The 22981-nt window shown below is 57.9% G+C and carries 23 protein-coding genes; 14 read left to right on the forward strand and 9 right to left on the reverse strand.

Features of this window, described 5'->3' with window-relative positions; all coding sequences use genetic code 11:
• Positions 1-236: 236 nt before the first annotated feature.
• The 3 genes from ACR0M9_RS06585 to ACR0M9_RS06595 all read left to right on the forward strand — a co-directional run bounded on the left by ACR0M9_RS06585 (position 237) and on the right by ACR0M9_RS06595 (position 1971).
• Positions 237-953 (forward strand): DUF533 domain-containing protein, encoded by a 717-nt coding sequence (locus ACR0M9_RS06585; RefSeq protein WP_480486393.1) that lies wholly within the window; start codon positions 237-239, stop codon positions 951-953.
• 127 nt (positions 954-1080) lie between these two features.
• Complete coding sequence (gene rpmG / locus ACR0M9_RS06590) at positions 1081-1248, forward strand: 50S ribosomal protein L33 (RefSeq protein WP_037309480.1); 168 nt, start codon at positions 1081-1083, stop codon at positions 1246-1248.
• A gap of 216 nt (positions 1249-1464) precedes the next feature.
• Positions 1465-1971: a hypothetical protein gene (locus ACR0M9_RS06595; RefSeq protein ID WP_480486391.1), complete on the forward strand. Its 507-nt coding sequence runs from the start codon at positions 1465-1467 to the stop codon at positions 1969-1971.
• Positions 1972-2154: 183 nt separating this feature from the next.
• On the opposite strand, the gene ACR0M9_RS06600 is transcribed toward ACR0M9_RS06595, so the two are convergent.
• Together ACR0M9_RS06600 and ACR0M9_RS06605 are read right to left on the reverse strand one after the other, a co-directional pair.
• Positions 2155-2931 carry a Bax inhibitor-1/YccA family protein gene (locus tag ACR0M9_RS06600; protein WP_209504618.1) on the reverse strand — a complete coding sequence of 259 codons (777 nt, stop codon included), beginning with the start codon at positions 2929-2931 and terminating at the stop codon, positions 2155-2157.
• Positions 2932-3114: 183 nt separating this feature from the next.
• Complete coding sequence (locus ACR0M9_RS06605; RefSeq protein ID WP_480773148.1) at positions 3115-3324, reverse strand: DUF1127 domain-containing protein; 210 nt, start codon at positions 3322-3324, stop codon at positions 3115-3117.
• A 127-nt stretch (positions 3325-3451) separates the two neighbouring features.
• Here ACR0M9_RS06605 and ACR0M9_RS06610 point away from each other — a divergent pair, with 127 nt between their 5' ends.
• Positions 3452-4333, forward strand: coding sequence for a LysR family transcriptional regulator (locus tag ACR0M9_RS06610; protein ID WP_209597892.1), 882 nt, complete (start codon positions 3452-3454; stop codon positions 4331-4333).
• A gap of 6 nt (positions 4334-4339) precedes the next feature.
• On the opposite strand, the gene ACR0M9_RS06615 is transcribed toward ACR0M9_RS06610, so the two are convergent.
• The gene (locus ACR0M9_RS06615) at positions 4340-5296 is read right to left on the reverse strand and encodes an NADPH:quinone oxidoreductase family protein (RefSeq protein ID WP_480773149.1); all 957 of its coding nucleotides are present in this window, start codon (positions 5294-5296) and stop codon (positions 4340-4342) included.
• Positions 5297-5636: 340 nt separating this feature from the next.
• Here ACR0M9_RS06615 and ACR0M9_RS06620 point away from each other — a divergent pair, with 340 nt between their 5' ends.
• The 3 genes from ACR0M9_RS06620 to ACR0M9_RS06630 all read left to right on the forward strand — a co-directional run bounded on the left by ACR0M9_RS06620 (position 5637) and on the right by ACR0M9_RS06630 (position 8294).
• Positions 5637-6008 carry a helix-turn-helix domain-containing protein gene (locus ACR0M9_RS06620; protein ID WP_267365354.1) on the forward strand — a complete coding sequence of 124 codons (372 nt, stop codon included), beginning with the start codon at positions 5637-5639 and terminating at the stop codon, positions 6006-6008.
• A gap of 45 nt (positions 6009-6053) precedes the next feature.
• Positions 6054-6845 (forward strand): histidinol-phosphatase, encoded by a 792-nt coding sequence (gene hisN / locus ACR0M9_RS06625; RefSeq protein ID WP_480773150.1) that lies wholly within the window; start codon positions 6054-6056, stop codon positions 6843-6845.
• Between the two features lie 114 nt (positions 6846-6959).
• The gene (locus ACR0M9_RS06630) at positions 6960-8294 is read left to right on the forward strand and encodes an 8-oxoguanine deaminase (protein ID WP_480773151.1); all 1335 of its coding nucleotides are present in this window, start codon (positions 6960-6962) and stop codon (positions 8292-8294) included.
• Here ACR0M9_RS06630 and guaD read toward each other — a convergent pair.
• Positions 8291-9577, reverse strand: coding sequence for a guanine deaminase (gene guaD, locus ACR0M9_RS06635; protein WP_480773152.1), 1287 nt, complete (start codon positions 9575-9577; stop codon positions 8291-8293). The genes ACR0M9_RS06630 and guaD overlap by 4 nt on opposite strands.
• Before the next feature lie 139 nt (positions 9578-9716).
• On the opposite strand from guaD, the gene mgtE reads away from it, so the two are divergent.
• Both mgtE and ACR0M9_RS06645 read left to right on the forward strand, forming a co-directional pair.
• On the forward strand, positions 9717-11111 hold the full coding sequence (mgtE, locus tag ACR0M9_RS06640; RefSeq protein ID WP_480773153.1) for a magnesium transporter: 1395 nt from the start codon (positions 9717-9719) through the stop codon (positions 11109-11111).
• Complete coding sequence (locus ACR0M9_RS06645; RefSeq protein WP_480481990.1) at positions 11108-11665, forward strand: 5-formyltetrahydrofolate cyclo-ligase; 558 nt, start codon at positions 11108-11110, stop codon at positions 11663-11665. Before mgtE ends, ACR0M9_RS06645 begins: the two co-directional genes overlap by 4 nt.
• Before the next feature lie 3 nt (positions 11666-11668).
• On the opposite strand, the gene ACR0M9_RS06650 is transcribed toward ACR0M9_RS06645, so the two are convergent.
• Positions 11669-11896 carry a putative hemolysin gene (locus ACR0M9_RS06650; protein ID WP_267365364.1) on the reverse strand — a complete coding sequence of 76 codons (228 nt, stop codon included), beginning with the start codon at positions 11894-11896 and terminating at the stop codon, positions 11669-11671.
• 130 nt (positions 11897-12026) lie between these two features.
• On the opposite strand from ACR0M9_RS06650, the gene ACR0M9_RS06655 reads away from it, so the two are divergent.
• From ACR0M9_RS06655 to ACR0M9_RS06665, 3 genes are all read left to right on the forward strand, one after another.
• The gene (locus ACR0M9_RS06655) at positions 12027-12842 is read left to right on the forward strand and encodes a TIGR00282 family metallophosphoesterase (protein WP_209504607.1); all 816 of its coding nucleotides are present in this window, start codon (positions 12027-12029) and stop codon (positions 12840-12842) included.
• An 87-nt stretch (positions 12843-12929) separates the two neighbouring features.
• Positions 12930-14708, forward strand: coding sequence for an SLC13 family permease (locus tag ACR0M9_RS06660; protein WP_480773154.1), 1779 nt, complete (start codon positions 12930-12932; stop codon positions 14706-14708).
• A gap of 96 nt (positions 14709-14804) precedes the next feature.
• Complete coding sequence (locus ACR0M9_RS06665; protein WP_480773155.1) at positions 14805-15542, forward strand: YbaY family lipoprotein; 738 nt, start codon at positions 14805-14807, stop codon at positions 15540-15542.
• Positions 15543-15555: 13 nt separating this feature from the next.
• On the opposite strand, the gene ACR0M9_RS06670 is transcribed toward ACR0M9_RS06665, so the two are convergent.
• From ACR0M9_RS06670 to ACR0M9_RS06685, 4 genes are all read right to left on the reverse strand, one after another.
• Positions 15556-17217 carry an FAD-binding dehydrogenase gene (locus ACR0M9_RS06670; RefSeq protein ID WP_480486379.1) on the reverse strand — a complete coding sequence of 554 codons (1662 nt, stop codon included), beginning with the start codon at positions 17215-17217 and terminating at the stop codon, positions 15556-15558.
• Between the two features lie 10 nt (positions 17218-17227).
• Complete coding sequence (locus tag ACR0M9_RS06675; protein WP_480773156.1) at positions 17228-18085, reverse strand: bile acid:sodium symporter family protein; 858 nt, start codon at positions 18083-18085, stop codon at positions 17228-17230.
• Between the two features lie 73 nt (positions 18086-18158).
• Positions 18159-18893, reverse strand: a complete 735-nt coding sequence (locus ACR0M9_RS06680) for a glutamine amidotransferase (RefSeq protein ID WP_480773157.1) — start codon at positions 18891-18893, stop codon at positions 18159-18161.
• Between the two features lie 16 nt (positions 18894-18909).
• On the reverse strand, positions 18910-20682 hold the full coding sequence (locus ACR0M9_RS06685; RefSeq protein WP_480773158.1) for an SLC13 family permease: 1773 nt from the start codon (positions 20680-20682) through the stop codon (positions 18910-18912).
• A 110-nt stretch (positions 20683-20792) separates the two neighbouring features.
• On the opposite strand from ACR0M9_RS06685, the gene ACR0M9_RS06690 reads away from it, so the two are divergent.
• Positions 20793-21533: a YebC/PmpR family DNA-binding transcriptional regulator gene (locus tag ACR0M9_RS06690; protein ID WP_480481976.1), complete on the forward strand. Its 741-nt coding sequence runs from the start codon at positions 20793-20795 to the stop codon at positions 21531-21533.
• A gap of 145 nt (positions 21534-21678) precedes the next feature.
• Positions 21679-22959: an MFS transporter gene (locus tag ACR0M9_RS06695; protein WP_480773159.1), complete on the forward strand. Its 1281-nt coding sequence runs from the start codon at positions 21679-21681 to the stop codon at positions 22957-22959.
• Positions 22960-22981 lie beyond the last annotated feature (22 nt).

The raw sequence follows: 22981 nt of genomic DNA on the forward strand, positions 1-22981 counted from the left end.
CGCGGGCATTACCTGTTCACACTGCCTTGGTCGTCGAGCCTGAAGTTGGCCTCTTGGACGTATCAGTTGCGGCAAACCTATCACGATATCGTGATATGTACAAACTTACTCACTGTCTTTTGGTCCTCATCGGCTTGGAAATTCAGTCCGGAATCCCGTGGGGGTTGAACGTGGTATTCGCCTTTGCATTCCTTTGATAGAACTGGGGCGTATTTTGAAAAACCGGGAGGATTGTCATGAGCTTTATGAAGACACTTGCGTCCGTTGCAGTTGGTTTCGCGGCTGCGAAGGGGATGGAGAAATACCAGAAAATGGGCGGAATGGCTGGCTTGCAGGACATGATGCAAGGCGCAGGCGGCGGCCTTGGTATGGATCAGCTTGGCAAAATGGCCGAACAGTTCGGCCTTCCCGGAGGTGCGACAGGCCTTCAGGACATGATGGGTAAGATGGGGCTGGGTGGCAGTGCCGCAGGTGCCGCAGGTGCCGCCGGTCTTGGCGGGCTTTTGAATGCGATGCAGGGGGCGGCCAGAACTGGCAGCCAGCAGACCACCGACATGATGGAGACGGTGTTTGGCGGAACACCAGCCGGGGCTGCCATGGAAGCTCAGGCCAAGCTCATGTTGCGGGCGATGATCCAGGCGGCAAAGGCAGACGGCGAGCTGGACGAGCACGAGAAAGAAACGATCCTCGGAGAGTTGGGCGATGACATCAGTGACGAGGAACGCGCATTCGTGCAGGAACAACTGAACGCACCTGTCGACGTCATGGGTCTGGCAGCTGATTCTGGGGCACCGCTCAGAACGCAGATTTATGCGACATCTCTGGCGGCAATACGGTTGGACAATGATCGTGAGGCCGCATATTTGCGGCAATTGTCCACTGCGCTGGGTCTTTCGGACAGTGAAAGGGACCAGATTCACAGCTATATGGGTGCGCCAACGTTACCGGGTTGAACCTGTGCCCGATTCCTGGGCCGGGATCGTCCGATTGGCCTTGACATGCACGGCGTAGCGCGTAAAAGCGCACGCTCATAGGAATTCAACCGAAAGGCCCCTGCCTTTCCGGACGCAGGAGATAACCATGGCGAAGCCGACGACAATCAAGATCCGTCTGAACTCGACCGCGGGCACGGGCCACTTCTACGTGACCAAAAAGAACGCACGCACCATGACCGAGAAAATGACCATTCGTAAATACGATCCGGTCGTTCGCAAGCATGTCGAGTACAAGGAAGGCAAGATCAAGTAATCTTGCCGTTCCATTTGGACTTTCCAAAAGGGCTCTGCTTGGCAGAGCCTTTTTTTGTGTTGAGTTCCGGTGGTTTGTTGCCAAGAATGTCAGCATGCCCACCTGGGGCCGTTGCAGGAGCGCATCAGCCACCGATGCAATCGCATGGCCTGTGGCTTGCTTTTTGTGCCGACCTGCAAGTACGCTTGAGCAAACCGCCACAAAATGTTGACCGCCATGAAAAAAATCTTGTTATCCACAATTGCCGTTCTGACTTTGGCGGCCTGTGAAGACCCGTTTAACCGCAAAGGTGTTGGGTTTACCGGAATCGATGGCGAACCCCGCACGATTTCCGACGTTCCCGGAGCCGTCGCATTTCTGCCGCCTGAAACGAATGTCCCGGCCGAGCTGGCAGAACTTCAGACCGTTACTCTCTTGGCTGATGAAGTGGACCCCTCCAAGGTGGCAGCCGTTGCTATCGACAATGGCGGGCGGACGCCGGACAATGCGGTGCAGCTACAGGGCAGCGATACGAATCTGTTCCTGAGCACCGTCAGCGTCAACGGAACCTTGTATGGTGTCCTTCGCACACCGACGAACAGCGTAAAGGTCGACAACTCGGTCGGCGTTGGTTTCGCGCAAGAGGCTGAGCGTTTCACCGGGTGTCTGCCTGCCGGTGATGTGTTCCGCAAAGGCACGTCCGAGCGTAGTTCGGGCTTTGCTGTACCGTTGAATTGCAGCTAAGTCTTACACCTTCTGATGTATCAAGCCCTCGCTGATCTAGCGGGGGCTTTTTCTTTGCGGGGTACGCGGACGTCGTCGCCTTGTCCGCCAGGATTCATGTACCGGGCAAGCGCGATCATCAGTTGGTTCTAAACGAAAAAAGGCCGGTCTGATGACCGGCCTTTCCCTTACGTTGGTTTGCAGTTACTCGCGGTTACCCAAGAATTGCAGCAGGAACATGAACAGGTTGATGAAGTCCAGGTACAGGTTCAACGCGCCCATGATAGCGGCCTTGCCCAGCCATTCCTGATCGCCACTATGGGCCATTTGCAGGTATGTGTTCTTGATATTTTGGGTGTCATAGGCGGTCAGGCCCGCGAAGATCAGAACACCGATGGCCGAGATTGCAAAGGCAACGGCCGAAGACGCCAGAAAGATGTTCACAACCATCGCGACGATCAGGCCGATCAGGCCCATCATCAGGAAAGTGCCCATGGCGGACAAGTCTTTCTTGGTTGTGTAACCATACAGGGACAGGCCCGCAAACGCGATTGCGGTGATCAGGAAGACCTGAATGACCGACTCACCGGTGAAAACAAGGAAGATCCAGCTGATCGAAACGCCCATCACCGCCGCAAAAACGTAGAACACCAGCTGTGCGGCAGCCGCCGACATACGGTTGATCCCGGCGCTGAAGCCGAAGACAAACAGCAGAGGTGCAAACATGATGACCCAGCGCAGGGGCGACGCGTAAATGCTATAGCCCAGCGATGTCAGATAGGTGTCGGCATTCAACTGTGCTGCTGCGGCTGACGGATCGCTTGTGGTTGCCAGGCCTGCGATGGCCCAGGCTGCTGCGAATGTGATGAGCATGCCTACGGACATAGTGCCATAGACTTTGTTCATATGGGCGCGCAGGCCCTCATCAATCTCGGCAGCGCGCGCGCCGGCCGCCGTCCGGATCGTGTCGAATTGTGCCATCAAAGGGTCTCCCTTTACATAATTATTCAGCCCCCCGGCTGTGCGGGAAGCGTTCTAGGCAAATATCGGCAACTCAGGGCTGTGTTTCAAGTATTTACCGCGGAAAACCAACTAATTTACGCAACAAAAGTGACGGTCCGCATCAGCCGACCGCCACTCATGAAGTTACTATTTGATTTTGCATCACTTCTGCCAGAATTCCGGCGCGTCCCAGACGAAACGGCTGGCTTCGGCATCAGCCTCTGATCTGGAGACTCCGATGTCCTGAAGGGCGCGATCATCAAGCCGTGCCAGTTGGCGGCGTTGACGCTTCAGGGAAACAGCACGCCTGATGATAGTGCCGAGCGATTGCTTTTTGGGCTTGCAAGGGCGATGAATGGCAATTTGGGTCATACTTATTGTCCTTTCGTGTATTTACGATGGTTTCTCTCGTCTTTATCAATTTCCTTGATTGATATGGGGGAGTATGACATATATTGAAAACGAATATTTTTGATGAAACACATAAGGAATCGTGAAGATGCGGAATCTGGACATTACAACCCTGCGTTCATTTGTTGCTGTGGCGGATCAGGGTGGGGTGACGCGCGCTGCAGGTTTCCTGCATCTGACGCAATCTGCGGTCTCGATGCAGTTGAAACGGCTGGAAGAGCTGCTTGGCCTTCAGCTGTTGGACCGCAGTGGCAGAACGATTGCCCTGACCGCGTCAGGTGAACAATTGCTGGCTTATGCGCGCCGTATGATCGCGTTGAATGATGAGGTCATCTCGAAACTGACCGATCAGGCCTTTGAAGGTGAGGTGGTGTTGGGGGTTCCTCACGACATAGTTTACCCGGCCATCCCAAGGGTCCTGCAACGATTTAACGCGGATTTCCCGCGGGTCAGAGTTCAGCTGGTGTCGTCTTATTCCTTGCAGTTGAAAGAGATGTACCAACGCGGTGAATGTGACGTGATCCTGACCACGGAACCGTCGTCGGTGGATGGTGCGGAAACCATTGCAGAGCTGCCCTTGCGCTGGATAGGTGCACCGGGCGGGTCAGCCTGGCGCAAGCGTCCGCTACCTTTGGCACTTGGACGTCGCTGCTTGTTTCGACCACAGGTGATATCCGCGCTGGATGCAGCCGGTATTCCCTGGGAGTTGTCGGTGGAAACTGAAAACGACCGCACAATCGAGGCCACGGTCAGTGCTGATCTGGCAGTGTATGCGGCACTGGAAGGTACCGAAGCCGCACATCTTGAGCAGATCGAAGGCGGCGGTGCGCTACCGGACCTGCCTGCGCATATGATCAACCTGTATGGTGGCGAGCCGGGTCGAGACGCGGTTGTCGAAGCACTGGCGCAGTTGGTGCGTCAGAACTTCCGCCTGCTTGCGGGAACGCAACTGCGTGCCGTGGTGGGTTGATTGCGGTCAGGGGGTGATCACGATTTTGCCCGTCGATTTCCGCTCTTTCAGCAACCGCAGGCCCTGCGCGACCTCATCAAGAGGCAAGACGTGGCTTATGTGCGGATTGATACGGCCCTCGGCGTGCCAGCGGAAAAGGGTGCCAAAGCTTTCGCGCACGGCTTCCGGCCGGAACTTCAAATACCCGCCAATGTAAAAGCCGATCACGGTCAGGTTCTTGACCAGCAGATGATTGGCGGGGATTTGCGGAACATCTCCCCCGGCAAATCCGATGGGCAGCAGGCGGCCTTCGGGGTTGGTGGCGCGAAAGGCCGCCTTGAACACATCGCCGCCGATTGCGTCATAAACGACATCCGCGCCGCCAAGCGATCTGACCCGAGCCCTTAGATCCTCTGCGGCATCAATCAGGTGATCGGCCCCTGCGGTGCGGGCAACGGCCAGCTTTTCAGGGCCGCGGGCCTGTGCGATGACGGTGGCACCCATGAGCTTGCCGATTTCAACCGCGGTCAGCCCAACACCGCCTGCTGCGCCGGTGACCAGAAGCGTTTCGCCGGGTTGCAGCCGGGCACGGTGGTCAAGGGCCATGTGACTGGTGCCATAGGCTATCTGGATCGCTGCGGCGTCTTCGAAACGGGTCGTGTCCGGCAGCGGGATCGCGCGATCGGCGTCGAAAACGCCATATTCTGCCAGACCGCCCTGACCGGAATAGACGGCGATCCGGTCTCCCGGCTTCAGGGTGGACACACCTGGACCGATGGTATCCACGACACCGGCGATTTCCATACCCAAAGTAAACGGCGCAGGCGGTGTATCCTGATACGTGCCTTTCTGCATCAGCAGATCAGCGAAATTCAACCCGCAGGCTTTGATCGCAACCCGCACCTGACCCTCACCCGGCTCGGGTTTCGGTACATCGCACAGCTGGGCAACTGCCCCGTCAGATCTAATACAATAGGCCTTCATTTGGTTCCTCACGTGCTTGGGGCATAGGCACGTGGGCTGTGCGAGATGTCAATTCCTTATGCGCGGCGTCCTGAAACGTCTGAAAATCTGTCGCATATCCAGCCGGGCCACGCGAACAGCGGGCAGGGCATTTGACGCATACAACCACAGCCCTTGTGAGGGGGGATCGACTCAACCAGCTTGAAAAAAAATTCAAAACCGGCAATATTGGCAAGCAGTGCTGGTAACGGGGGACGGCACAGTCCGGATTTGGGGGCGGTTAAGGAAGCCCCTATTGGTATTGCGATCTCGGACGTCGCACGATCCCGTACAAATGTGTGTGTAGTAGAGGAGAATACCAATGACTCATCACGTCGATGTCCATGTGGGCAAGCGCGTTCGGCATCGCCGCTGGCTGATTGGGATGACCCAGCAACAATTGGCGCAGCAAGTTGGTATCAAGTTTCAGCAAATCCAGAAATATGAGACCGGAGCCAACCGAATCAGCGCGTCCCGCCTGTGGGACATTGCCGAGGCATTGGACGTACCGGTCAGCTTCTTCTTTGAAGGTCTGGAAGAGGCCCAGAAAAGCAGCGCGGAAAAGAAATCTGTTCCAGCCGATCTGATGGGCGATAAAGAAGCCCTGGATCTAGTTCGCTCTTACTACGCAATTCCGGAAAACCAGCGCCGCCGCCTGTTTGAACTTGCACGTGTCCTCAGCGACGTCGCCTGATCAGACCGGCTTGACTTTGTCAGGTAATGCCCGCACCAGAGTGCCATGCATCCGGCGAGTTTAAGCGACATTGAAATTGCAGAAGAAATGGCCGAAGCGGCACGCGCGGCCATTCTTCCTTTTTTCCGTCAGACCAATCTGGAAACTGCGAACAAGCTGACCGAAGGGTTTGACCCCGTCACCGTAGCGGATCGGGCCGCTGAAAAAGCCATGCGAGAGGTGCTGTCCCGATTGCGCCCTGAAGATGGCGTATTGGGTGAAGAATACGGTGCGCACAAGGGCAGCAGTGGCCGAACCTGGGTTCTGGACCCCATCGACGGCACGCGCGGGTTTATCAGTGGCACACCAACTTGGGGCGTTCTGATCGCGCTCAGCACAGCAGACGGGCCGATCATGGGGGTGATTGATCAGCCCTACATTGGCGAACGCTTTGTCGGATCGACAGCTGGTGCGCACCTTACAGGGCCACAGGGGACCAGAAAGCTGCAAACACGGGGGACGAAATCTCTGGCGCAGGCGACGCTGTTCACCACTTTTCCTGAAGTCGGCACCCCGGATGACCGGGCCGGGTTTCAGGCCGTATCGGAGCAGGTGCAACTGACCCGATATGGAATGGACTGCTACGCTTATGCCTTGTTGGCCGCAGGGCAAGCAGATCTGGTGATCGAAGCAGGGCTGAACTCGTATGACATTCAGGCCCCTATCGCGGTTATTCAGGCGGCAGGCGGAATTGTGACCGATTGGCAAGGCGGCCCGGCGCATGAGGGCGGTCGAGCATTGGCCGCAGCCAACGCAGAAATACATGCAGAGGCACTTCAGATCCTGCGTCGGTTCTGAAACCTGTTGTCGCAGATCCCGATGGCGGGTACATAATACCCGGTCGGTTCTTGAGCCCGTTTTCCGCCGACCTTCGCACTCCTTGCAAGAGACGGGCAGATGCAGGAGCGCGACATGACAGAAATCCTACTCAAAAACGCTGATCTGATCCTGACGATGGACGAGTCCCGGCAGGAACTCCCCGCGGCGGACATTCTGATCCGCGACGGCCAGATCGCGGGGATCGGGCACGGATTGCAAACACAAGGCGAGGTTCACGATGTTTCGGGCTGTCTGGTGACACCCGGGTTAGTGAACACCCATCACCATCTTTACCAAACGTTGACCCGCGCGGTGCCGGGCGGGCAGGATGCATTGCTGTTCGGGTGGCTTCAGACACTCTATCCGATTTGGGCGAAGTTCGGACCAGACGAGATGTTCACCTCGGCCCAGATCGGTTTGGCAGAGCTGGCGCTGTCAGGCTGTACGCTCAGTTCTGATCACCTGTACCTCTATCCCAATGGTTCGCGGCTGGAGGACACGATTGCTGCCGCATCCGAGTTGGGGATGCGATTTCACCCGACACGTGGCGCGATGAGCATTGGTGAAAGCGATGGCGGCCTGCCTCCGGACAGTCTGGTGGAAGAAGAAACTGCCATTCTGGACGACATGATCCGCGTCGTGGATGCATTTCACGATCCGTCAGAAGGGTCGATGTGCCGCGTAGGTCTTGCCCCGTGTTCACCGTTTTCCGTCAGCCGGGACCTGATGCGAGATGCAGCCCTTCTGGCACGGGACAAAGGCGTGATGTTGCATACACATCTGGCTGAAAACGATGAAGATATCGCCTATTCACAGGCTCAGTTCGGCTGTCGACCCGGTCAATACGCCGAAGATCTGAGTTGGACCGGCCCGGATGTCTGGCACGCTCATTGCGTCAAGCTGGACGGGGCCGAGATTGATCTGTTTTCGCGCACCAAAACTGGTGTCGCTCATTGCCCATGTTCGAACTGCCGTCTGGGATCAGGCATCGCGCCGGTGCGGGCGATGCGCGATGCGGGGGTAAAGGTAGGCCTCGGCGCTGATGGCTCGGCCAGTAATGACAACGGTAATCTGATGCTTGAGGCCCGGCAGGCGCTGCTGTTGCAACGGGTGGTCAATGGGGCGGATGCGATGTCGGCCCGCGAAGCATTGGAGATTGCAACCCGCGGCGGGGCCGATGTGCTGGGGCGTCCCGATTGCGGGCGGCTTATGCCGGGAAAACGCGCGGATGTCGCTGTCTGGGATATGCGCAGTATCGAATGCGCAGGCAGCTGGGACCCGGCAGCTCTGCTTCTGGCCGGTCCGATGCAAGTAAAGCACCTGTTTGTCGAAGGCCGCCAGATCGTGCGGGGTGGGCATATCACGACGATTGACCTGCCCCGCGTGATTGAGCGTCAAAACAGTCTTGCCAAGGGGTTGCAGGCCTAAGCGGCCTGCCGCCCACCAATCCAGACCTCGGCCACAGCCCGATCATCACCCATCATGATGGTCGGGAAGATTGCCTCCCAAACATCGTTTGCACAAGCTTCGCGCTGGGCGATGGCCGGGGTCGAGGCGAGATCAATCACGACCAGATCCGCCTCCATTCCCGGAGCAATGTTGCCGATGCAATCATCCATCCGCAGGCTGCGCGCCGACCCGACTGTACCCAGCCACAGCAATTGCGCCGGATGCAGGGGGCGCCCACGCAACTGACCGATTTCATATGCGGCAGCCATGGTGCGAAGCATTGAAAAACTTGATCCGCCACCGGTATCCGTTGCCAAACCGATCCGGTGGCCATCGTGGATCAAGCCGTTCATGTCGAACAGACCCGACCCTATGAAGGTGTTCGAGGTGGGGCAGTGGATCAATGACGCATCAACCTCGCGCAGACGATCGCGTTCCCGGTCTTCCAGATGGATGACATGCCCATAAAGTCCGTTCTGCCCCAGCAGCCCGAACTTTTCGTAAGTGTCCAGATAGTCCCGCGCATCGGGGAACAGGGAGCGGACCCACTCGATTTCGTCTGTCTGCTCGCTCAGGTGTGTTTGCATCAGGCAATGGGGATGCTCCGCCCAAAGCGCGCCCATGGCCTCAAGCTGTTCAGGGGTGGACGTAGGTGAAAACCGGGGCGTGATGGCATAGGACAGGCGGTCGACACGGTGCCATTTCTCAAGCAGAGCGGCAGATTGGTCATAGGCGGTCTGGGCCGTGTCACGCAGACCTTCAGGCGCATTGCGATCCATGCAGGTCTTGCCCGCGACCACGCGCTGTCCCCGTTGTTGCGCGGCAGTGAAAAAGGCATCCACGCTTTCGGGGTGGATGGTGCAAAAACTGCACATCGTCGTTGTGCCATGGGCGGCAGTCAGATCCAGATAACGGTTGGCGATTTCAGAGGCGTATTCAGGATCACCAAACTTCATCTCTTCGGGGAAGGTGTAGGTGTTCAGCCAGTCGATCAACCGCTTACCCCAACTGGCAATCATGGCCGTCTGTGGGTAGTGCACATGCGGGTCAACGAAACCCGCAATGATCAGGTGATTGCCATGGTCCTTGATGACAGCATCAGGGTGACGCCGCATCAGCGCTTCAGACGCGCCGACATCAGCAACGCGCCCTTTGTCAATCACGACAGCTTCGTCCAGTCGGGTCGCTTCGGTTGGCTCTCCGTCAAAGGGTGAGCCTGTGAAACTCAGAACGCGCCCTTTCAAAAGCGTCTTTTGCGCCATTTGCCCTGTTCTCCACCTGTTTGGGACCGCGCTGTAGCATAGGCAGACGAAAGAAGTGGGTAAATCGGCGCATTGTCATTGTTTTCTGGTAGCTGCTTCTTCTATTTAGGGGCCAATCGCCGAAAGAAGGGGGCAGCGCATGACGACAGGCAGTGATCAAGCCGAACACGATCTGCCCCACGACGAAGACGCGTATGCACTGGATCGCCGGACAGTGGCGGCGATCCTATACGCCGTCGATGTGGATGATCGCGACAAGCTGATTGAGCTGATGGAGCCACTGCACGCGGCTGATATCGCTGACCTTCTGGAGCAGATCAATCCTTATGACCGGGCGCGGCTGATCCGGCTTTATGACAAGGAATTTGACGGCGACATCCTGTCTGAACTGGACGAAGCGGTCCGCGAGGAAATCATCGCCGTCCTGACCCCCGAGGTTCTGGCGGAAGCCGTGCGCGAGATGGAAAGCGACGACGTCGTTGACCTTCTGGAAGATCTTGAGGAACCGCAGCAGGAAGCCATTCTGGACGCGCTCGAAGATTCCGAGCGGCTAGCGGCGCAACAGGCGCTGGCTTACCCCGAGAGTTCGGCTGGTCGTTTGATGCAGCGCGAGGTCGTCATGGCACCCGAGCATTGGACCGTCGGTCAGGCCATCGACTTCATGCGTGCCAATGACGATCTGCCCGAGCAGTTCTATCATGTTGTTCTGGTCGATCCGCGCCTGAAACCAACAGCGCAGGTGACATTGGGCAAGCTGATGGCGTCCCGTCGTGAGGTGCCGTTGCGCGATCTGGCGGAAGAGGAGTTTCACATCATCCCCGTTGATCAGGACGAGGAGGACGTGGCTTACGCCTTCAACCAGTATCACCTGATCTCGGCCCCCGTGGTGGATGCCGATGGGCGCCTGGTTGGTGTGATCACCATCGATGACGCGATGGTCGTTCTGGATGAAGAGCACGAAGAAGACATCCTGCGCCTTGCCGGTGTGAGCGACGAAAGCTCTCTGTCCGACAGTGTCGCGGCGACCAGTCGGCGACGGTTGCCCTGGCTGGCGGTAAACCTGTGCACGGCAATCTGTGCTTCGTTGGTAATCTCACAATTTGCGGCGGCTATTGACCAGCTTGTCGCGCTGGCCATCCTGATGCCGATTGTTGCATCCATGGGGGGCAATGCGGGAACGCAGTCGCTGACCGTTGCAGTGCGCGCACTGGCGACGCGCGATCTGACCAATTCAAACGTGATGCGCGTTATCAGGCGGGAACTGCTGGTGGGCGTGTTGAACGGGCTCTGTTTTGCCATTGTACTGGGGACCGTGGGGATGCTGTGGTTCGGTTCACCTTGGCTGGGTGTCGTGATTGGGTCAGCCTTGGTCGTGAACATGATCATCGCGGGCTTTGCAGGTACGGTAGTACCGGTAGTGCTGGATCGTCTGGGAATTGACCCGGCTCTGGCGTCAGGAACCTTTGTGACAACCACAACCGATGTCATGGGATTCTTCATCTTTCTTGGGCTAGCCAGTGTGGTGCTATTGTGACCGATCTGACTGAAATCAAAGCAGCTGCGCGCAAAGCGGCGTTTGCGCGCCGCAAGGTCGCGTTCGACACGCGTGTTCCCGGTGCAGCCGGACGTTTGTCCGAGGTTCTGGCGGGTTATCGCGGTGTGCCCTTGTCAGGCTACATGCCGATCCGGACCGAGATCGACCCGGTATCCGCCATGGCTGAAGCTTCGGCTTATGGGCCTGTTGGTGTTCCAGTGATCCAAGCCGCTGGAAAACCGCTGAAATTTTCGCGCTGGACGCCGGAAGGACCGCTGAAAGACGGCCCATTCGGTGCCAGAGTGCCCGAGGTCGATGATTATTTCGACCCCGAGATCCTGATCGTGCCGCTGGTGGCTTTTGATGCCAACGGCGGGCGTCTGGGATATGGCGGTGGATTTTATGATCGCACGCTGGAAGGATTGCGAGGCAAGCGCGCGACACTGGCAATCGGTTTCGCTTTTGACGCGCAAGAGGCGCAGGATCTGCCGCTGGAGCCAACCGATCAGCCGTTGGACATAGTTATCACGGAAAGCCGGGTGCTGACGTTCTAAGCCTCATTGCTGAAAGTGGCCGCGTAGATAGTCCCAGGCATCCACTTCCGTGCCGTCCTTCAGGATGCAGACACCAAAGACGCTTCCGTCTTCGTTCTTCCGAAGTTGGTAAACTCCATCATTCTCGACGCAAAAGGTTGCCGCGGGATTGGGCATGGATGTCTTTGTGCCTTGCGCCATAACGCCCGAAGCGACCACAAGGCCGAATGTCAATATTGCCAATAACTTCACAACATATCCTTTTGATATAAGCGCATGGCTAAGACTTTGCCACGCCTGCAAGCAATTTCAAGTTCGGGCTCAACTTAAATTTCACGGTTCCGCCTTGTTATTGCCCAGCACAGCCCCTACGACCCGGATCATGAGGATTTTGTTTCTTGGTGATGTCATGGGGCGCGCGGGGCGCGCGGCCGTTCAGCAACATTTGCCGCGCCTGCGCGACGAATGGCGGCTGGATTTCGTTGTGGTCAATGGCGAAAACGCGTCGAACGGCATGGGGTTGAGCGGCGATCACGCCAAGCTGCTGCTGGATGCCGGTGCAGATTGCCTGACATTGGGCGACCATGCGTTCGACCAGAAAGACATGCTGCAATATATCGAGAAAGAACAGCGCATCGTGCGCCCGGTGAACTATGCCAAGGGCGCGCCGGGGCGGGGGCACCGGCTGTTCAATGCACCCGGAGGGCGCAAGGTTCTGGTGGTGCAGGTGTTGGGGCAGGTCTTTATGAAACGGCCATTCGACGACCCGTTCTCGGCCATAGAGCCCATCCTGAAATCGCACCCCAGGGGCGGGCAGGCACAAGCCATCATTGTCGATATGCATTGTGAGGCGACGTCCGAGAAGATGGCCATGGGTCACTATTGCGACAAGCGCGCCAGCCTTGTGGTGGGCACACATACCCATGTACCGACAGCGGATTCGCAGATTCTGCCGGGCGGCACAGGCTATCTGACGGATGCGGGCATGTGCGGCGACTATGACTCGGTCATTGGTATGGACAAGCAGGAACCGATGCGCCGGTTCATAACCGGGATGCCCAAGACCCGGTTTACCCCTGCCAATGGCGAGGCCACGCTGAGCGGAGTGTTCGTCGAAACGGATGATCGCGACGGTCAGGCCAAATCTGTTCGCATGGTGCGCGTCGGGGGGCGTTTGGAACAAGCCGGGCCTGATTAACGAACGTCGGGCTTGCCCTGCCACGCGCAATGCGTGAAACTGCATGTCATCAGGCGCTTGGGCCAGGGTTCGGACAGAATACCACGAATGAATTTCCTTCCACTGACAGAGACGGGCAGCGCAATTCTGGCGCTGCTGATTGTTGCGAGCATGTTCGTCATGTTCCTGCGCGAGGTTTATCCGACCGAGGTCGTGGCCATCGGCGGTGTCTCACTGATGCTGGTCACAGGGATATTGCCCTATCAAAGCGCGCTGGCGGTCTTGTCCAATCCCGCGCCCTGGACGATTGGGGCGATGTTCATCATCATGGGGGCCTTGGTGCGGACCGGGGCCTTGGACGCCTTCACGTCGACCGCGCAAAGGCAGGCGCAGGTCAACCCGCGCATTGCCATCGGATTGCTGATGGGGTTTGTCGTTCTGGCCTCGGCTTTTGTGTCTAACACGCCCGTTGTTGTGGTCATGATCCCGGTCTTTGTTCAGATCGCCCGTACGCTGAATGTACCCGCGTCAAAGCTTCTAATTCCGCTCAGCTATGCCGCCATTCTTGGCGGGACACTGACACTGATCGGAACATCCACCAACCTGCTGGTGGATGGTGTGGCCCGCGCGCAGGGGATGAAAGCCTTTTCGATATTCGAGGTCACGCCGCTGGGGATTGCACTGGTGATCTACGGCATGATCTATCTGCGTTTCATCGCCCCCAGATTGCTGCCCGAGCGGGACAGCATGGCCTCGCTGCTTAGCGATCGCTCCAGGATGAAGTTTTTCACAGAAGCGGTCATTCCACCCGACAGCAACCTGATCGGGCGTGAAGTGACCGGCGTTCAGTTGTTCAAACGCCCTGGCGTGCGACTGATCGACGTGGTCCGGGGCGATGAATCGCTGCGGCGCAATCTGAAGGGCGTTGAATTGCAGGTCGGTGACCGCGTGGTCCTGCGGACCGAGATGACGGAACTTCTTAGCCTTCAGACCAACAAAGAGCTCAAGCGCGTGGATCAGGTTTCCGCTGTGGAGACCAAGACGGTCGAGGTGCTGATCACACCCGGATGCCGGATGGTGGGGCGGACATTGGGAATGCTGCGGTTGCGGCGCCGGTACGGTGTCTATGTGCTGGCCGTTCACCGCCGTAATCAGAATATCGGTCGCCAGTTGGATGACCTGGTGGTGCGGGTCGGGGATACATTATTGTTGGAGGGCGCCCCGGCAGATATCCAGCGCCTAGCTGCGGACATGGACATGGTGGATGTCAGTCAACCCTCTGCACGCGCCTTCCGTCGCAGCCATGCGCCGATCGCAATTGGCGCGCTGGTCGGGATCGTCGTCCTTGCAGCGCTGGGTGTCGCGCCGATCCTGCTGCTGTCGATTGTGGCCGTAGCCGTGGTTCTTCTGACCCGCTGCATCGATGCGGACGAGGCGTTTTCCTTTGTAGAAGGTCGCCTGTTGGCGCTAATCTTCGCGATGCTCGCCATCGGTGCGTCACTGGACAGCTCTGGCGCGGTTTCACTGATTGTCGAGGCCGTGGCGCCGGGACTAAGCGCTCTGCCGCCCTTCCTGATCATCTGGGCGATCTACCTGCTGACCTCGGTGCTGACCGAACTGGTTTCCAACAATGCGGTTGCGGTTGTGGTCACGCCTATAGCTATCGGGCTGGCCCAGGCCGTCGGAATGGACCCGCGCCCGTTGGTGGTTGCCGTTATGGTGGCGGCTTCGGCGTCCTTTGCAACACCGATCGGATACCAGACCAACATGATGGTCTACGGCCCTGGCGGCTACAGGTTCACCGATTTCATGAAGGTGGGTGTTCCGCTAAATCTGACAGTCGGATTGTTGGCATCCCTGCTTATTCCATTGATCTGGCCTTTGTGATTTCGGCGCAGAATTGCCACTTTGTCGTAGCACATCTTGCAAAGATCCAAGGGCACACGATCTTTTGCGAAGAGGGTTTGCAAAAGGATTTGACCTATGCAGCATTTGGGTCGCGCAATATGGGCGGGTGCAGCAACTTGGGTAGCGTTAAGCGGTGTCGCCATTGCCGGTGCAGTTGAAGGGACCGCCACGTACCGAGAGCGCATTGCACTGCCACCGGACGCAACCCTTTATGTCGAGCTTCAGGATATCTCGCTGGCCGATGCCCCCGCTGTCACACTTGCCGCGCAACGGTATGCGCTGAGCGGGTTGCCCGCGCAGTTCAAATTGACTTATGACGATGCGCTGATCATGGATGCCCATCGCTATGCTGTGCGGGCGTCAGTGATGCAGGGACAAAACCTGCTGTTCACCACAGATACCGTTTACCCCGTTCTGACGAATGGGGCAGAAAATGCCGCTGACCTTCTGTTGGTTCAGGTCCAGGGGCAGGGGTCGGCAGCGCTGGACAACACCCAATGGGCCGCCTCGGGCCTGAATGGTGCGCCTGTCGAATCCGAAAAACGCCCCGAGCTTGTCTTTGGTCAGGATGGGGTCTTTTCAGGAAGCAGCGGCTGTAACCGGTTCAGTGGTCAGGCCGAAATTTCCGGTAATCGCATTGCGTTTCCAGACAACATGGCGGCAACACTCATGGCGTGCCCGCCCCCGCTGGACGCGGTTGAGCGGCAATTCCTGCAAGCCTTGCAAAACGTTACGACATTCGCGATGCAGGGCAACGCTCTGGCTCTGCTAGATGCGCAGGGCCAGCCGGTGATCAAACTGGTGCGCAAGTAACAGGGAAAGTGCGTCAGGCAACGGCCCTTGATCGCCCGGCATTTCGACCGGAAAAGATGCAGCCGCCCAGGAATGTACCCTCCAGCGCGTTGTAGCCGTGATAGCCGCCGCCGCCGAATCCGGCGACTTCGCCAGCAGCGAACAGGCCCGGTACCACATTTCCGTCTGATCCAATCATCTGACTGTCCAGATTGGTCTGCAACCCACCCAGAGATTTGCGTGTCAGAATATGCAGCTTGACGGCAATCAGCGGGCCGTTGGCCGGATCCAGAAACTTATGCGGTTTGGCTGTGCGGATCAGTTTATCTCCGCGATAATTGCGCGCGGCAAGGATCGCCATCATCTGCGCATCTTTCGAAAAAGGGTTGTCGACCTGCGAATCCCGGGCTTCGATCTGGGCACGCAGTTGAGCCTCATCTATCGGAGTGTCGCCCAGATGGTTCATGCCGTTGACCAGTTCGGTCAGCGTGTTGGCAACAACAAAGTCCTCACCCTTTTCCTTGAACGCCTCAACCGGGGCAGTTGCGCTGGAACCTGACAGAATGCGCTGGCGGATAACCTCTTTCCAGCTGCCCGAAGTGAAGTCGGGGTTTTGTTCCGACCCGGACAGCGCAAATTCCTTTTTGATCACCTTCTGGGTCAGAACGAACCAGCTGTATTCATATCCGGTTTTCAGGATCTCACGCAGTGTCCCCAATGTGTCGAACCCCGGCAGACAGGGCGGTGCCAGGCGGTTGCCCCTGGCGTCAAACCACATTGAACTTGGGCCGGGCAGGATGCGAATGCCGTGGGCGGGCCAGATCGGGTCCCAGTTGCGGACGCCTTCGGTGTAATGCCACATCCGATCACCATTGATGACATGGCCCCCCGCTTTTTCGCTGATTGCGATCATGCGGCCATCAACGTGAAAGGGTACCCCTGCAACCATGTCTTTGGGAGGCTCACCCAAACGGTCCCGGGGCCAATTTTGACGCACCATGTCAAAATTGCCGCCAATACCGCCGGAGGTGACGATGATCGACGGGGCATAAACTTCGAACTCGCCAACCTCATCGCGGTTGGTTTTGCCACCGCGCTGGGAGGTGTCATCGGCCAGAATTTCTCCGGAAACACCTTTGGCGGTTCCGTTCTGCATGATGATATGGCTGACCTGGTGGCGGAACTTCATCTGGATCAATCCGGCGCTGACATGGTCGCGGACACGTCGGATAAAGTGTTCAAGAACGCCGGGGCCGGTGCCCCATGTGATGTGAAAGCGCGGGACCGAGTTGCCGTGCCCCGTCGCATAAGACCCGCCACGTTCGGCCCAGCCAACGACCGGAAACCAGCGCAGGCCCATTTCGTGCAGCCACTGACGCATCTCGCCAGCCGCAAACTCGATATAGGCTTCGGCCCATTTGCGGGGCCATGCGTCTTCGTCACGGTCAAACTGTGCGCTGCCCATCCAGTCGCGCAACGCCAGATCGTGGCTGTCGCGTATACCCATGCGGCGCTGTTCGGGGGTGTCGACCATGAACAGTCCACCAAGGCTCCAGAACGCCTGACCGCCCAGAAAGGTTTCGGGTTCCTGATCGAGTATGATTACCTTTTTGCCTCGGTCGCCCAGTTCGGCTGCGGCGGCCAATCCGGCCAGACCAGCACCGATTACGATCGCATCAGCAGTGTTGTTTGTCATAACGGTCCTTTCAGCGCCTGCGGAACCAGACAAGAAACGGCAGAACCACGGCGTACATCGTAATGCCATAAACCGCCGAGGGCAGGGCCAGCGGGCTGAACCCGCTTTCGGTATTCGTGATCAGCGCCGCCAGTGTAATGCCCAGCGTGGAGTTTTGAATACCGGTTTCGATCGAGATCGTCTTGCACTCATTCCAGGACAGGTTTGATATCCGCGCAAGCCCCAGCCCGATGAACAGCAGGGCGATATTCAAAGAAATCAAGCCTGCGCCCATGATGCCAAGATTGTCGACGAACAATTGCCAGTTCCCGGCCAGTGCCGCGGCAACGATCAGCACGAACAAAGCGGTCGCGAGCGTTGACAATCCCGGCTCTACGCGGTTTGCAAACCCCGTTGCAAAGTAGCGAATTCCGACCCCGATTGCCACAGGCAGCGTTGTTATCAGAAACAATGCAACAGCCAGCCCGGTGATCGAAACCTCTGGGGCTTCGTCGCCCATGAAGTGCCTGATCGACCACGCGGCCAGTATTGGCACGGTCACCATCGACAAAAGGCTGATCACGGCGGTCAGGCTGACCGAAAGCGCGACATCGGCTTTGGCGAGCTTGGAGAGGATGTTGCTGGTTACGCCGCCCGGGCAAAAACTGAGCAGCATGAAACCAACCGCGATCTCGGGGGGCAATGCAAAGATTGTGACCGTCACAAAGGCTGCGACTGGCAAGAGAACAATCTGGCTTGCCGCCCCGATGGCAAAGGCGCGTCGCCGGCTCAGGACACGGCGGAAGTCTGCCACCTCCAGCCCGATGCCCAGAGACAACATGATAATGGCAAGCGACACCGGCAAGCCGACATTCAAAAGAAAATCCAAGGACAACCCCTCCCAAAGTTGCGTCAGATCAGCCTATGCGAGGGGGCAAGGCGCAGGCAACCGCGCCGTTGGGTCACTCGTATCGCTGGACGAAACGGCGCAGGATTTCGCCGGGTTGCGTAACCTCTGCCGAATGGCAATGGTCGATCAGTTTCTGCGCGTCTTCGGGCGGGAAGTAGCCATGGTTCTTGTAGATGTTGATGCGTTGTTCAAAGTCTTTGGCATCGGCTTCCGGGTGGAACTGAGTGGCATAGACGTTCTGGCCCCAGCGGATCATCTGGAACGGGCAGGGGTCTGACGCAACAAGGTGAACGCAGCCCTCGGGCAGGGTTTGAACCGCTTCTTTGTGACCAACAAAAGCATCAAAGGTGGCGTCCAATTCTGCGGTAAGCGGGTCTTGTTGTCCTTCGGGGGTCAGGTGGCACCTGGACGGCCCCACAGGCTCGCTGTACCGGGCTTTGCTGACGTCTCCATCCAGATGTACGGCCAGAATACCAAGGCCATAGCAGCACCCCATGAAGGGGTGATCCAACGCGGTAATCTGCGGCATCAAACCCAGGATTGCGGCTTCGATCCGCGCATCCGTCGCGGATTTGGTTGCGGGGTCATCACTGACGCATCCCGGTCCGCCGCCTACAATAACCCCCGCATAGTCGGCGACTTTCAGCCCTTCCGGCAGGTCTTCGCAATCCAGACGGATGCGGTGTGTGCGTTCGGGCGATAACCCGCTGCGGTTCAGGATCGAAGCATATTCTGCGTCGGAGGCATCCGTTTCCGGGCGCAGTTGCAGGATCAAAAAGCGTTTCATGAACAGCCTTTACCCGTCACAACGGCCAAAAGACAAGGATGGCGGGGACGGAAACCGCGATGATCAGAGCCTCAAGCGGCAGGCCCATGCGCCAGTAGTCGCCAAAATGATAGCCGCCGGGGCCCAGAACCAGCGTGTTGTTCTTGTGACCGATAGGCGTCAGGAACGCAGCCGAGGCCGCAACGGCCACGGTCATCAGGAACGGGTCGGGCGACACCCCGAGCGTTTGGGCCATCTGAATGCCCACCGGGGCCGCGACGATGGCGGTGGCGGTGTTGTTCAGGACATCCGACAAGGTCATCGTCACGACCATCAATACGGTCAGGATCGCCCATGCAGGCAGACCGTCGGTCAGCTGGATCAGCGCATTGGCAATCAGCTCGGTGCCGCCGGATGTTTCCAAAGCGCTGCCCAGTGGGATCATCGAACCCAGCAGCACGACAACGGGCCATTCGATGTGGTTATAGATCTCCGTGATTGGCATGACCTTGGTCAGCACATAGGCAATGACGACAAGCCCCAATGCGACGGGAAGGTAAATCAACCCGACACTGGCCGCAAAGACGGCAGCGGCAAACAGACCGATGGCCAACCAGGCCTTATCGTTTGCCGTCACGTTCAATCCGCGTTCGGCCAGTGGCAGACACCCCAGCCAATCGGTCACATCAGCGCTGCGATCACGAGGGCAAAGCAGCAGCAGGATGTCTCCCGGTTGAACCTCGGTCTTGCGAACCTGTTCGGTGATCTGACGACCCTGACGCGAGATGCCCATCAGGACGGTACTTTGGCGCCAGGCCAACCCGATACCCTGCGCAGTACGGCCGGTTATGCGCGCGCTTTCGGGAACGACCACTTCGATTACTTCCAGACCTTCACCCTCGGCAGTCAGCAGCTCCTGCCGTCGTGTGTCCGAGAAATCCAGTTTCAGCGCTGAACGGAACTCGTCCAGCGCCTCCGGGCGCGCTTCCAGTACCAGCGCGTCGCCATCGTTCAGTGTGGCATGGGTTGACCGGCCATATCGCCGTTTCCCATCCCGGATCAGGCCGATGATAGCCACGTCGGATTTTTCGGCCGTTTCATAAAGTTCGCTGACCCGTTTACCGATATGTGCAGAGCCCGGCGGGATCGTCAGTTCGGCAATGTATTCGGCCAGCACCTCGGATGTTTCTTGTTGTACGCCGCGATTGGGGATCAATCGCCATCCGATCAGCGCGACAAATGCCAGACCGGCAATCGCTGCAATTCCACCAACAGGGGCGAAATCGAACATGTGAAACGGCTCACCCAGTGTTTCCTGCCGGATCGAGGCGATGATGATATTCGGCGGGGTGCCGATCAGGGTGACCATGCCCCCCAGAATGGTGGCAAAGCTCAGGGGCATCAGGGACAGACCCGGGGGCCGACCCGCTTTGCGCGCGGTCTGAATATCCACGGGCATCAGCAGGGCAAGCGCCGCGACATTGTTCATGAAGGCCGACAGAATCGCACTGATCCCGCCCATCAGGGCGATATGTGCGCCCAGCCCCCGTGACGCATCAACCAGAGTGCGGGTGATCAGAAAGACCGCACCCGACCTGACCAAGCCGGCAGAGACCACAAGCACCAGCGCGACGATAATGGTCGCCGGGTGGCCAAAGCCCGCAAAGGCGCCACCCACCGGCACAACACCCAGCACGACGCCGATCATAAGCGCGGCAAAAGCCACAAGGTCGTATCGAAACCGACCCCAAAGCAGCATCCCGAAGACAGTGATGAAAAGGGCAAAAAGTATGATCTGATCTGTCGTCATGCCGTCACCATACAAGGCGGTGAGGTCGTCGCAAGCCGCTCTCTTGATCCTGCCCCCCGCAAACGTCTATATGAGCGCCGAACACGCAAACATGATGACGAGGACGCACTATGGCAGGCCACTCCAAATGGGCCAACATCCAGCACCGCAAGGGGCGTCAGGACGCCGCGCGGTCCAAACTGTTTTCCAAACTGTCAAAAGAGATCACCGTGGCCGCCAAGATGGGCGACCCCGATCCCGACAAGAACCCGCGCCTGCGTCTGGCGGTGAAAGAAGCCAAGTCGAACTCGGTCCCCAAGGACGTGATCGACCGCGCGATCAAGAAATCCCAAGCGGGTGAAGGCGACGATTACGAAGAAATCCGCTATGAGGGCTATGGGCCCAATGGTGTTGCGGTAATTGTCGAAACCATGACCGACAACCGCAACCGGACCGCATCGACCGTTCGTTCCACGTTCTCGAAGAACGGTGGCAATCTGGGCGAGACCGGCTCGGTTGGGTTCATGTTTGACCGCAAGGGTGAGGTCATTTACCCGGCAGATGCTGGCGATGCCGACACGATTTTTGAGGCCGCCATTGAGGCCGGAGCCGAAGACGTCGAAAGCTCGGAAGACGGTCACATCATCTGGTGCGCGGATACCGATCTGAACGATGTCTCCTCTGCATTGGAAACCGCGCTTGGAGAATCAGAATCCACCAAGCTGGTCTGGAAACCGACCACAACGACGGAACTGGGCCTTGAGGACATGCAAAAGCTGATGAAGCTGGTCGATGCGCTGGAAGACGATGACGATGTGCAGCGTGTCACGACCAACTTCGAAGCCACCGATGAGGTCATGGCGCAGCTTTAAGCTGACCCATACCAGCTCATTGAAACCCGGTCGCAACGGCCGGGTTTTTTGGTTTTTGATGGTTTTATTGAATTATTGGCTGAAACAGTCGATGCGCTTAGGCTGAAAGTGGCGGAAATCCAGGAAACACGAAGACACAGTACTAATGACATCCGAACCTTCCGATCGAACCAAGCGCAACGTGCCCGTCCTAGCCGGGCAAAGTATCCTGTCTCAGGTCGCGTGGACGCTCGGCAGCCCGTCGGTTGTTTTACCGTTTCTAGCCGTTTCCTTCGAGTTGCCGATGTTTGTGGCGGGGGCGCTGGTGTCGGTGCGGATGGTCGGTTGTTTAATTGCGGATTTCTTTCTCGCACAACCCGTTGCGGCAAGAAGCAAGAAGAAACGTGCGATTGCGTTGACCGAAGCGGTCATTGGCGCCTGTCTGGTTCTGGCAATCGCTGCGGCCGCAACCGGGGCTGTCCCATTGATCGCGGTGGTTTTCCTGTCTGTGTTTTTGGTGATCGGGCTTGTCAGCGAAGTGCAGACCCTGATGCTTACGGATCTGCTCGGGGACCATGTTCAGGCGCGTTCGCGCATGGTCATGCAATACCTGCAACTTGGTGCCGGGGGGCTATGTGCCATTGGCCTTGCGTTGCTGGTGCATCAGTTCACCAAGGATAATCCACCCTTTTCGCGCCATTCAGTCATGATTGGCGTTTCGGTTTTATTCTTCCTGCTGTCGGGTCTGTTCATGCTGGCGATGACGGAAACCGTGCGTGAGGGTGCACCGACGACGCCGCAGAAGTCCGAAAGGGGCATTTCGATTAAGGCGAATATCAAGGGTATTCTGGACATGTTCGAATACCAATGGTTCCGGCGGTATATGATCATGCGTCTGCCCTTGGTTGCTGTGTCGCTGTCTGTTCCGTTCTTCGCTCTCATCGCAGCCGAAGCGCATCACAGCTCGACACAGGGATTGACCGCGATGATCGTTTCTTCCGCCTCGGGGTATCTTGTTTCGGGCCCTCTGTGGCAAATCATCAACATGAAATCCCATCGTGCGGTCATGGTGGTCGGGACATTGATGGTCGCCGCAACAGGCAGTGTCCTTTTGGTGTTCCACTATTTGGGCATTGACCATCAGGTTCATTTGCATGCAATTGCGCTGTTCATTGTCACCGTTGCGGTGACCGGGATCAGCAGTGCGCGCAAGCTCTATTTTCTGGATGTGGCACCCAAAGAGCAGCGGGTGCGGGGATCGGCGGCGGTCAAGGCGTTCGCGCGTTTGACCGCGGTGTTGTTGTCCGCGGGCCTTGCCGCTGTCGCCCATATGCACGAGGTCGCGATGGCCGTCGCATTCATCGTCGTCGCCAGTCTGGTGTCCTGTATAAACTGCTACCGCATGATGCAACCAGAACGGAAAAAGGCGGAACAGCCCTCGAATTGAGTTTTTGGCGAGCGTCGCGAAA

It is taken from the genome of Ruegeria sp. CH2 (assembly GCF_056537065.1).